The 11,330-nt window shown below is 58.5% G+C and carries 12 protein-coding genes; 8 read left to right on the top strand and 4 right to left on the bottom strand.

Going from position 1 to position 11,330, the window contains the following annotated elements:
- Positions 1 to 40: 40 nt before the first annotated feature.
- Positions 41 to 859 carry a hypothetical protein gene (locus WA922_RS03970; RefSeq protein ID WP_424770382.1) on the bottom strand — a complete coding sequence of 273 codons (819 nt, stop codon included), beginning with the start codon at positions 857 to 859 and terminating at the stop codon, positions 41 to 43.
- 162 nt (positions 860 to 1,021) lie between these two features.
- Positions 1,022 to 2,176 (bottom strand): serine hydrolase domain-containing protein, encoded by a 1,155-nt coding sequence (locus WA922_RS03965; protein WP_424770381.1) that lies wholly within the window; start codon positions 2,174 to 2,176, stop codon positions 1,022 to 1,024.
- Between the two features lie 116 nt (positions 2,177 to 2,292).
- Here WA922_RS03965 and gltX point away from each other — a divergent pair, with 116 nt between their 5' ends.
- From gltX to WA922_RS03950, 3 genes are all read left to right on the top strand, one after another.
- Complete coding sequence (gene gltX / locus WA922_RS03960) at positions 2,293 to 3,642, top strand: glutamate--tRNA ligase (protein ID WP_424770380.1); 1,350 nt, start codon at positions 2,293 to 2,295, stop codon at positions 3,640 to 3,642.
- Positions 3,643 to 3,794: 152 nt separating this feature from the next.
- Entirely contained in the window at positions 3,795 to 4,277 is a 483-nt protein-coding gene (locus WA922_RS03955) for a hypothetical protein (RefSeq protein ID WP_424770379.1), read from the top strand.
- 362 nt (positions 4,278 to 4,639) lie between these two features.
- The gene (locus WA922_RS03950; RefSeq protein WP_424770378.1) at positions 4,640 to 7,042 is read left to right on the top strand and encodes a hypothetical protein; all 2,403 of its coding nucleotides are present in this window, start codon (positions 4,640 to 4,642) and stop codon (positions 7,040 to 7,042) included.
- 21 nt (positions 7,043 to 7,063) lie between these two features.
- Here the strand turns inward: WA922_RS03950 and WA922_RS03945 are convergent, their stop codons facing one another.
- Together WA922_RS03945 and pyk are read right to left on the bottom strand one after the other, a co-directional pair.
- Complete coding sequence (locus WA922_RS03945) at positions 7,064 to 7,324, bottom strand: hypothetical protein (protein WP_424770377.1); 261 nt, start codon at positions 7,322 to 7,324, stop codon at positions 7,064 to 7,066.
- An 8-nt stretch (positions 7,325 to 7,332) separates the two neighbouring features.
- Positions 7,333 to 8,814, bottom strand: coding sequence for a pyruvate kinase (pyk, locus tag WA922_RS03940; RefSeq protein WP_424770376.1), 1,482 nt, complete (start codon positions 8,812 to 8,814; stop codon positions 7,333 to 7,335).
- Positions 8,815 to 8,876: 62 nt separating this feature from the next.
- Between pyk and WA922_RS03935 the strand changes: the two genes are divergently transcribed.
- From WA922_RS03935 to ruvC, 5 genes are all read left to right on the top strand, one after another.
- A complete protein-coding gene (locus WA922_RS03935) occupies positions 8,877 to 9,218 on the top strand; it encodes a DUF1244 domain-containing protein (protein ID WP_424770709.1) in 342 nt (113 codons plus the stop codon).
- Between the two features lie 78 nt (positions 9,219 to 9,296).
- Positions 9,297 to 9,533 carry a DUF2312 domain-containing protein gene (locus WA922_RS03930; protein ID WP_424770375.1) on the top strand — a complete coding sequence of 79 codons (237 nt, stop codon included), beginning with the start codon at positions 9,297 to 9,299 and terminating at the stop codon, positions 9,531 to 9,533.
- Between the two features lie 63 nt (positions 9,534 to 9,596).
- Positions 9,597 to 9,944: a heavy metal-binding domain-containing protein gene (locus tag WA922_RS03925; RefSeq protein ID WP_424770374.1), complete on the top strand. Its 348-nt coding sequence runs from the start codon at positions 9,597 to 9,599 to the stop codon at positions 9,942 to 9,944.
- A 71-nt stretch (positions 9,945 to 10,015) separates the two neighbouring features.
- Positions 10,016 to 10,762, top strand: a complete 747-nt coding sequence (locus WA922_RS03920; RefSeq protein ID WP_424770373.1) for a YebC/PmpR family DNA-binding transcriptional regulator — start codon at positions 10,016 to 10,018, stop codon at positions 10,760 to 10,762.
- 9 nt (positions 10,763 to 10,771) lie between these two features.
- A complete protein-coding gene (gene ruvC / locus WA922_RS03915; RefSeq protein ID WP_424770372.1) occupies positions 10,772 to 11,245 on the top strand; it encodes a crossover junction endodeoxyribonuclease RuvC in 474 nt (157 codons plus the stop codon).
- Positions 11,246 to 11,330: the final 85 nt, after the last annotated feature.

Genomic DNA, 11,330 nt, shown 5'->3' with positions numbered 1-11,330 from the left:
ATACTCCGGCGGGGTTTTTTGTGTTCACCACACATCTATTCTACATTTCTGACGTGCCGATCCCGTTTTCAAGAACGTCAGGCAGGATCAGCGGGATGTCATCAGCAATCTGCATATCGTCAGCCGATTTGGCGGCCATCGATTTCAGCACAACCGAACCCGCCTTCGCTTCGCGCAATGACAGGCTGTCAGGATCATCACCTGAAAAGCGCCGCACTTTGTAGACTTGTGCTGCGAAAGGAAGCGGGACTTCGCCTTCGAAGGCGATCCCGGTACTGCTCGAACTCGGCCGACTTACTTTTAGATTTCCGCCGATAGCATCGCGGATCACCGGCACATCAAGCTCGAGGTTCTGGCCATGTGAATCTTTGGCTGTGACTTCGATCTTTTTCGATTTGAGCACCGATGTCATTATCCAAAGATTGTCATCAAGCCAGCCTTTGAGCAGTCCGCTATCCGGCGCTTTCGCGGTGCGCAAAAACATCTCCAGCTCAACCGCAGACACGATATCCTTGGTCACATCAGCGTAGGAGAATGTCACTTCGCTGGCATTTTCAAAACCAATAGACAGCCCCATCTTAGCGCCGCCCAGCGCCGATAGCAGGCCCTGAAGGATGCTCAGCCCGATGGATATATTATGGATTCGTTTGGCGGTGCCCTCTATCATTGCTGCGGCGATATTGCGCCTGGGCACGGGCCGAGTGCCGGTTGCCCCTGCGGTCAGAATATGAAACGCATTATCATGGCCGCGCCGGCTGTCATGTTCGTAAACCAGCGTGAATATGTCGAAATCTGCGCTGGGTAATCTGATCGGGGTATATCCCAATTGTGCGAGACTTTTCTGCCAGCTGCTTGCCATTGTGACCTCCTTCGATTGGCATTCCTTGCGGCAATGTACCGATCTGGCTTGGCGGTGACTGTGATCCCGGTCACGCGGTAAAATCCGCACTATTGCGGATACTCACAGGGCCCGGCAGACTGCCTTGCCGGGGGCTGCGCAATACCGTCCGGGCGCGTCGCTTTATTTAGATGCGTTCCTTTGATCCGCATACGCCATCTGCTCCAGCACCCCGAACGCCGCCAGTGCGCCCGGATCGCCAAACGGGGACAGCTGGCTGATAAACACGCCCGCGACACCGGCGGCGGGATCAATCCAGTAATAGGAATTGAAAATTCCCGCCCAGGCCAGACTGCCGGCAGAGCGCCCGCCTGCGACCGGTTCAGGATTGATCAGGAAGCCCAGACCCCATCCGGTGTGCTGATCGGGAAAGGTGTCAAACGGCTGGGCCAGATCGGGCATCGCCGAGCCCATATAGCCCGCCCGTAGATCGCCGATCTGGTTGCGTGACATTTCGGCTATGGCCGCCTCTGACACGATCCGGTTACCGTTCAATTCCCCGCCGCGCAGCACCATTTGCAGGAAGCGCGCATAATCGTGCGCGGTGGAGGACAATCCGCCGCCGCCGCTCTGAAACTCGCCGCCGCCCAGATTCATCGGCGTTGCCACCAGATGTCCTGCGTCATCGCGCCGGTGGACGCGGGCCATTCCATCCTCGAATTGCGGGCGAAAGGCGGTTTTCGTCATGCCCAGCGGCGCAAAGATATGCGCATCAAGATACGCGCCCAATGTCATCCCGCTTGCAGCCTCCACCGCCAGCCCGACCCAATCGGTGGCAACGCCATATTCCCACCGCTCGCCCGGATCGAACATCAGCGGCATGGTGATGCTGGCTCTCGAACCGGGCACCGGCATTCCGACCGCGCCGAAATATTGCAGCACCTGCGGCTGGACAAAGAAATACCCCAAACCCGCCGTGTGGGTGAGCAGATGGCGCAAGGTGATCGGGCGGCTGGCAGGGCGCAATTGCGGTTTCCCATCGGCATCCAGTCCGGTCATCACCTGCGCGTCGGCGAGTTCGGGCAGGATGCTGCCAATCGGCCCGTCCAATGTCAGCGCGCCGGCCTCCACCAATTGCATCGCGGCGAGCGAGACCAGCGCCTTGGTCATGGAGGCAATCTGGCACACGGTATGGGGCCTCATCGGCGTGCCGGTGCTGACATCTGCCATCCCCCATGCCCCGCTGAAGCGCACCCCGCCGCTCTCCACAATCATGGCGCAGGCACCGGGCAGACCGGCATCGTGTACCGCATTGGCGAGTGCTGTTTCGGTGCTCATGCGCCGGGTGCTAGACCAGCAGCGCAGCGTTGGAAAGCTCTGGCTGAGGCATTGCCCAAGACTGGCGGCAAAGCATCGGCTTGTCGCGCGCCGCGCCAGGGGCTAATTGCGCAGCCATGACCACTATCACACGCTTTGCCCCGTCCCCCACTGGCCGCCTGCATGTCGGCAATATCCGCACCGCGCTGCACAATTGGATGCTGGCGCAGAAAGCCAGTCAGGATGGCGGCTCGGGCAAGTTCATGCTGCGGATCGATGATACCGATCCGGAGCGGAGCAAGGACGAATACACCCATGCGATTCGTGCCGATCTGGCGTGGCTGGGAATGCACCCTGACGGGGAGGAGCGCCAGTCGCAGCGGCTCGCCCATTATGAGGAAGCGTTTCAGAAACTGGTCGATGCAGGCCGTGTCTACCGCGCCTATGAAACCGCGCAGGAACTGGACCTGAAACGTAAAGTGCAACTGGGCCGGGGCAAGCCGCCGATCTATGACCGGGCTGCGCTCGATCTGAACGATGCCGATCATGCCGCCAAACAGGCAGAAGGCATCGCCCCGCATTGGCGGTTCAAGCTCGATCACGCCTCACCCATCGCGTGGGAAGACGGCGTGCGCGGCTCGCAGAAATTTGATCCCGCCACTCTGTCCGATCCGGTGATCCGGCGCGCCGATGGCAGCTGGCTCTATATGCTTCCCAGCGCGGTGGATGATGTCGAAATGGGTATCACCGATGTGCTGCGGGGCGAGGATCACGTGTCGAACACCGCCGTGCAGGTGCAGATGTTCGAGGCGATGAATGCCGCCCCGCCGCGTTTTGCGCATGAGGCACTGCTTACCGGCAAGGAAGGCAAACTGTCCAAACGGCTGGGGTCGCTCGGCTGCGATACCTTCCGTGAACGCGACATCGAACCGCAAGCGATCATCGCTCTGCTCGCGCGGCTCGGCACCTCGCAGCCGGTGGAGCCGGTGGCCGACACGGCTGTTTTGGTCGACACTTTTGACCTCTCCACCTTTGGCCGAGCCCCGGCAAAATTCGACGATGCCGATCTGGAGCGGATCAATACCGCTCTGGTCCACCAGATGGAGTACGCCGCTGTAAAGGACCGTCTGCCCAAAGCGATGGGCGAGGAAGCCTGGCATGCGGTCCGCCCCAATCTGGACAGTGTCAGCGGCGCGCATGCCTATTGGAAAATCGTCACCGGACCGATCAACCTGCCCGAATTTTCCGATGAAGACCGCGCCTATCTGGCACAGGCGGCCACAGTCCTTAGCTGGGGCGATGATCCGTGGGGCGCGCTCACCAGCGCGCTGAAGGGCAGCACGGGCCGCACGGGCAAGGGGCTGTTCCTGCCGCTACGCCAGGCTCTCACCGGGCAGGATCATGGCCCCGATATGGGCGAGCTGCTGCCGGTTCTGGGCGAGGACACCGCGCGGCGGCGGTTGGAGCGCGCGTCAAGTTCCTGCTGAACCCCCTCCATCACAATGCTATTTCGCACAGCGACGGCGTTCGGCCCGCTGGCATCAATCGCAAAATGTCTGTGCTGCGTTATTTTTGTTGTAGCGGGGTAATATGTGGTCCAAAGGGCAGTCTCTATACACATCCTCGTAAAGGTCCTGCTATGCTTAGATTGGTCCGCGTCATTCTTCCGGTTGGTTTGCTGCTTGCCGGATGTTCTGATAACGCCGGTTCGGCGCCCGATAATGCCGCCGGCGCAGACATTACGAGCGAACAAAAAGTCGCCGAAACAGCCCCGCAGGATACATCTGCTGCGGAGGCAGCAATGGCCCCGAAGGATACGCCCGCAGCTGGGGCCGAGAAAACTGCGCCCGCTAAGCCCATGGCCGGGCTGGATAGTGCAATCACCCTCAAAGCGATAAGCTGCGGCGATAGTTGCTATTTGGAATACAGCCAAGACGGAGAAGACAAAACGGCGCTGTGCACTGCGGAACCGTGCAAACCGTGGGTTGCCGCGGGCGAGCTGCCTAAAGCTTTGAGAGGAAAGAAAGCAGTGGTTCGCATGGGTAAGGGTACCCAGGTTGATTCTGCTGGCAATGTCATGTCGCGCGACTTTCCCGCTATCGAAGATTTGACAATCCTGTAAATTGGACTGCCCGATAGTGGGTTGATCCTTGCTTGACACCCGGTTGACACAATTGACAATGTGTCAACCGGTCGTCATTTAAGATAAATCAACTAATTCAGTAACTTATAGCGGCCCAGGCCAAAGCGACTTACGGGGTAGGGGGCCGGTATAGGGGTCGGTCTGCGCCTTGTGGTTTTCTGAAACAATGGGCGATCTGCAAAAGCGGTGTGCCGGGTAGCAGCTCCTGCCGCTGTAGGAAAATGGGGAATTGCGCGGCACCGCCCTGAACCGCATTTCATGTGGATTTACAGCGGATGGGTGATAGGGATAGGGCACCGGCACTATATCGGCTGCGGCGGGACATAAGGCGCGATCATATAATGGACCTGAGCACAGCCCTGGAACGCGCCAAAACCGAAGAGGATGTCAAGGACGCCTATATCAAGGCGCTCGGCCTGAAGGGCGTGTTCAAGGGGCTGGTCGATATCCAGACGCCCGAAATCTGGTTCGAAGCCAAGGAATCCCCAACCCCGCCGCTGCTGATGTTCGCGCAATTGCTCACCTATGTCCGCGCCGCGCGCAAACGGGGGGAGCCAATCCCCGGTTTCCTGTGCGTGATTGACCGCGAAAAGGCCGCGCTGATGGCGACCGAGCACGCCCTTCCGCTGCTGGAAGACAAGTCCATCGTCTGGCCCAAATCCGGTTCGGCGGCGGATAAGGTGATGGCGGCGCAGATCGCCCCCACCATCGAAACCCATTTCATCCTGTACCAGATCGACGGATATGAGGCGGAGTTTATCAAGGCCGCCAGGGATGCCGTGCGTGAGGGGCGGATCATCCGCACCCCGATCACGCCCAACAATCTGCGGCAGGTGTTCGATAAATGGGTGGCGATGGTCGGCCACGAACTCGGCGTGAAGAATGAGGCGGATTACGCCGTGCTGTTTTTTGCCGATATCATGCATGACGGCACCAATGAAGCGATGCGCAATCTGCCCGCGCGGCTGCTGTTCAGCGGGGACAAGCCGGTATTTATCATCGGGTCCGAGCAATATGAGCTGGCGAGCGAGCGCGGATACCGCAATTTCTGGAACATCTATCACCGCCCGCCCGAACAAAAGCACCGGCACTACCTGCTCGAACGGCGCGACAGTCTGCTGCCGATGGATGATCAGAAGTTCAAGGGCGCGTTCTACACCCCGCTGCATATTGTCGACAAAGCCTATGACCAATTGAACGCCACGCTGGGCGCGGATTGGCAGAGCAAATATATCGTGTGGGATATGTGCGCGGGCGTCGGCAATCTGGAGGCGAAGCATAGCAATCTGCGCAACGTCTATATGTCCACGCTGGATCAGGAAGACGTGACGATTATGCGCAGCAACCCGGCCTTCGCCGGTGCGGAGATTTTCCAATATGATTATCTGAATGACGATGTGACCGATTTTGGCGAGATTGATTACGCGCTGTCGGGCAAGCTGCCGCAGGCGCTGCGGCAAGCGATTGCCGATGCGCGCGAGGGCAAGAAGGGCGCGAAGCCGATTCTGGTGCTGATTAATCCGCCATATGCGGAGGCAACGAACGATAACACCGCAAAAGGCGTTGCATCTGATGGCTCTGGTGCGAAAGAAAATGTTGCCAAGACTCGATTGGCCGTAAGTTTGAAGGCAGATTACGGCAAAGCAACCAATGAACTTTTTGCACAATTCGTGGCTCGGATCGACTTGGAACTTCCGATGGCCGTGCTCGCGATGTTCTCGACACTAAAATATGTCATTTCGCCGACTTTGGAACATTTCAGAACAACATGGCAGGCGAAATTCATGGCGGGCTTTGTTGTTCATAGCCGCGCATTTGACAGCGTTCCGGGTAATTTTCCAATTGCGTTTTTGGTCTGGGATACGTCGGTCAATCTCGCCGTGGCTGACATTGAAACTCGCGTTCTCGACAAAGATGGCCAAGAAGAGGGTGAGAAAAAATTCGTTACGAGCACAGGACAGAAATTACTAACAAAGTGGATCGTGCGCCCGCGTTCAAACCGCGAACAGGTTGTGCCGCTTAAGAACGCACTAACCACAGCAACCGCCACGAAGGATCTGCGTGGAACACGATGGTCAGATGACGCGATCGCTTACATGTGGTGCAACAGCAACGACTTGCAGCAGGCTAACAAAACAGCCTTGTTTTCTTCTGGTTTCAATGGCGGACACGGGCTTTTCGTCACCGAGGAAAACCTCTGGCAAGCCGCCATAGTCTTCGCCGTCCGCCGCCTCATCAAACCGACATGGCTCAATGACCGCGACCAGTTCCTGCAACCCTCAGCGCCGCTCTCCGACATTTTCAAATCCGATTGTCTCGTCTGGATGCTGTTCAACGGCAGCAACCTGACCGCTGGTGCGGACGGGCTGCACTGGAATGATCGCGACTGGAGCCTCACCAATCACTTCATCCCCTTTACCGAAAGCGAAGTCGGAGCCGAGCGGTTCGAGAGTGATTTTATGGTGCGCTATATGGCGGATATGGACTTTTCGCCCGAGGCGCAGGCGGTGCTGGATGAAGGGCGCACGCTGTTCAGGACGTTCCACGCCACCCGCTTCCCCAACAAGATCAGGGAAGAATTCAAACTGGGCCGCGCCGATGCCGGATGGTATCAGGTGCGCCGCGCGCTGGAGGCATATGGCGATATCGAGCTGATCGATTTCGATCCGTTCAAAGCCGCCTATGCCGCGCTCACCGAAAAATTGCGCCCGATGGTGTTTGAATTGGGTTTCCTGCCCGAATAAACTCTGGCGTGCGCCGCGTATTTACGCCCCCTCAGCCGCTGCCATCATATCCATGAAATTGCGTGCGGCGTCCTGTTCGCCCGCATCTTTGAAAGTGGCTGTCAGTTCAGGCGCTTCACCGAGCATATAGAGCAGCGACCAGATCGCAAACCGTTTGCCGCGATCTGTCTCCAGACCCAGATCGACCCGCATCCGCTCTGTCCCGGCGGCCATCGCGGCGGGGGTTATGTCGGCAAAATCCGATGTCGCGAAATAGCGGCTAAGCAGGTCGTTAAATTCCATAGCCGGGCTTAGCTTTCGTGGCGTTCCAGCTCGTCACCCGCCAGCGTCACCACATGGATCAGATTGGTGCTGCCCGGTGTGCCGAAGGGAACCCCGGCGAGCGCGATCAATTTGCTGCCCGCCGCGCCGAACCCGTGGCGCAGCGCCATGCGTTTGCCCTTGGCGATCATTTCCTCAAAACTGCCAATGTCGCGCGTCATCACCGCATGTGCGCCCCATAACAGCGCCAGACGCCGCGCGGTTTTGAGGCGCGGGGTGAGGACCAGCATCGGCACCGAAGGCCGCTCGCGCGCCACCCGCCGCGCGGTGCTGCCCGATCCCGTGAAGACGGTAATCGCCGCGATGTTCACCGTGTCGGAAATCGTCGCGCAGGCATGGCTGAGCGCATCGGCTGTGGTCCGGTCGGGCGGGGTATCGAGGAAACGCACCCGCTCCAGATAGGCGTCATCGCGTTCCACTTGCGCGGCGATCCGGTCCATAATCGTGACCGCTTCTTCGGGCCAGTCGCCCGCTGCGGTTTCCGCGCTGAGCATGATCGCATCGGCCCCGTCATAGACCGCATTGGCAACATCGGACACCTCCGCGCGGGTTGGGGCGGGGCTTTCAATCATCGATTCCAGCATTTGCGTCGCAACGATCACCGGCTTGCCCGCAATCCGTGTTTTGTTGACGATTTTCTTTTGCAGCGGCGGTACCTCTTCGGGGTTGAGTTCCACCCCCAGATCGCCGCGCGCGACCATGATCCCGTCAGACATTTCGATGATTTCATCGAGCCGCCGGACCGCCATCGGCTTTTCAATCTTGGCGCATAATGCCGCCCCGGCACCATTGGCCCCGCCAATCAGCTTGCGCGCCTCGGCCAGATCTTCGGGCCGCTGGACAAAAGACAGCCCGATCCAGTCTGCGCCTTTCTCCACCGCAAAGGCGAGATCCTTGCGGTCCTTGTTGGTCAGCGCGGGAATCGGAATTTCCGCATCGGGCACATTCACGCCCTTACGGTCCGAAATAACCCCGCCGACGGTGGCCGAACAGAGAATTTCATTCTCGTCGGCGCGAATGACTGTCAGCTGGATCTTGCCGTCATTGATCAGCAGCCGCTGGCCTTTTTCCAGCAGGCCGAACAATTCGGGATGCGGCAATTGCACGCGCGTTTCATCGCCGGGTTCAGGATTGCGGTCGAGCGTGAAATGGCCCGAATGGCGGATCACGGCCTTGCCATCCTTGAATGTCCCGACCCGCAATTTGGGGCCCTGCAAATCGCAGAAAATCGCGATCGGGCGGTTCAGCTCTTTCTCGAGCGTGCGAATATCGTCAATCGTCTGGGAATGGTCTGAATGTTCGCCGTGGCTCATATTGACGCGGAAAGCATCCACGCCCGCGCGCACCAGCTTGCGCAGCATTGCCGGGTCGCGGCTGGCCGGGCCAACGGTTGCCAGAACTTTGACCTTGCGGCCGCGGGGGTCAAGATATTTGGGTTCGTGCTTTTCCATAGCTTCCGCCTATGGCAGACAGCCATTGCCACGGGAAGCCGAAACACGGGGGGACATTGCAGATGGATACGAATGCGAAACAGGGTTTGGACGCGTTACCCGATACAGTCGCGGCGGCGGCGTTCCGGCGGCTCGTCATTCATCTGCAGCACCGCCATGATGCGCAGAATATCGATCTGATGGGGCTTGCCGGGTTTTGCCGCAACTGCCTGGCCGACTGGCTTGTCGATGCGGGGTTTGAAGGTGATAAGGCCGCCGCGCGCGCAGTGATCCACGGCATGCCGCAGGATGAATGGAAAGCGTCCCGGCAAACACCCGCCACGGACGAACAGCTTGCCCGCATGAAAGCCAGCGTGGCAAAAAACCAGGACCCGCAGACTATTTCAGCAATTGCGGATAAGTGATCTGCGCGCCCTCTTCACCGGCACGCGGCGGCCCGCTATCAGGTGGCCAACCGATTCTCATACATTTGGAGTGACATAATGGCCGAAGCCACTGACGACCGCCTGCGCCTGCTGATCGAACGCATCGAACGCCTGGAAGAAGAAAAGAAAGGCATCGCTGATGACGTGCGGGACGTTTACGCTGAAGCTAAAGCAGTGGGGTATGATCCCAAAATCATGCGCCAGATTGTGCGCTTGCGCAAAATGAAACCCGATGATCGCAGCGAAATGGAAATGGTTCTTGATACGTATAAGGCGGCGCTTGGCATCGGTTGATTTTCCAGGCGTATTATGTTAGTAACACAGTATAGTGACGCTAACATATTGGAGAGTTAACATATGGCCGGCCCCTGGAAAGACGCCCGCGGAATTACTGTCAGCACGACGCCCACATTGGAAGGGCGTCCGATCCAGCACTATCTGGGGATCGTCACCGGCGAAGTGATTGTCGGCGCAAATCTGTTCCGCGATCTGTTTGCCAATATCCGTGATATTGTTGGTGGCAGATCGGGTTCCTATGAACGCATTCTGGCTGATGCGCGCAAGCAGGCGATTGAAGAAATCCAGGCAGAATGCGCGGCACTGGGCGGCAATGCAGTGGTCGGGATTGATCTTGATTATGAAGTGATCGGCGATACCGGATCGATGCTGATGGTTAGCGCCAGCGGGACTGCGGTGAGGGTTTAGAGGTTACGGGGTGACGCGCCGCTCCTGCTCGGCTATCGGCTGGGCAACTGAAAAACTGATGGTGGATTCCTATGGCAGGCCATTCCAAATTTAAAAATATCATGCACCGCAAGGGTGCGCAGGACAAGAAACGGTCCAACCTGTTTTCCAAATTAAGCCGCGAAATTACTGTCGCGGCGAAAATGGGCACGCCCGATGTGGATATGAACCCGCGTCTGCGGCTCGCGGTGAATACGGCCAAGGGGCAGTCGATGCCCAAAGACAATATTCAGCGCGCGATTGACAAGGCGACCGCTGGTGATGACGAAAATTATGAAGAGGTCCGCTATGAAGGTTATGGCCCCGGCGGCAGCGCGATCATTGTCGAAACGTTGACCGATAACCGCAACCGTACGGCCACCGCCGTGCGGACCGCCTTTGCCAAAAATGGCGGCAATCTGGGCACCGCCGGATCGGTTGCGCACGGGTTTGAGCGGCTTGGCTATATCGAATATCGTGCCGAAGCCGGCGGCGAGGATACCGTATTGGAAGCCGCGATGGAAGCGGGCGCAGAGGACATCCAATCCTCCGAAGATGGTCACGAGATCTGGACCAGCGGCGATGAACTGCACGAGGTCGCCACGGCGCTGGAGAAAGTTCTTGGTGAACCGGCCACCGTAAAACTTGCGTGGAAGCCGAATCTCACGGTCGATCTCGATGCCAAGGATGCTGCGGTTCTGCTCCGGCTCATTGACACTTTGGATGATGATGATGACGTGCAGAATGTCTCGGGCAATTATGAAATTTCGGATGAAGTAATGGGACAGCTGGACGACTGATCCGGCGCGGTGATTATTCTCGGCCTTGATCCGTCGTTAAGCTGTACGGGGTGGGGAGTGATCCGGGCGGAGGGTTCGCGGCTCATCCATGTTGTCAATGGCCAGATAAAAACCGATGCAAAAGCGCCGATGGCTGTGCGCCTTGCCGCGTTGCAGCACGGGATATCAGCCGTGATCGCCCAATATCAGCCGGACCGCGCAGCAGCGGAGGAAATGTTCCTCAACAAAAACCCGCAAAGCACGCTGAAACTTGCGCAGGCACGCGGCGCGGTGCTGGCGGCGTGCGGCATGGCGGATTTGACTGTGCATGAACATGCGGCGCGGCTGGTCAAGAAAGCGGTTGTCGGCACCGGCGCGGCGGAAAAGGCGCAGGTGCAGGCGATGCTGAAAGTATTGTTACCAGCAGCCGCCGTATCAGGCCCCGATGCCGCCGATGCGTTAGCCGTAGCGATTGCCGACGCGCATTTGGTGCCTGGGAATTAAAGGCAAACGGTGACCGCTCTGGCGGCGCGCACACATAATTTTTTTAAAGGAGGGATTAAATATGCCGTCCAGTTCGTTTCTTTCC

It is taken from the genome of Pontixanthobacter sp. (genome assembly GCF_049682855.1).
Classification (GTDB): Bacteria; Pseudomonadota; Alphaproteobacteria; order Sphingomonadales; family Sphingomonadaceae; genus Pontixanthobacter.
The sequence above is the reverse complement of the archived record's forward strand: the minus strand, read 5'-3'. Positions and strand labels throughout refer to the sequence as shown.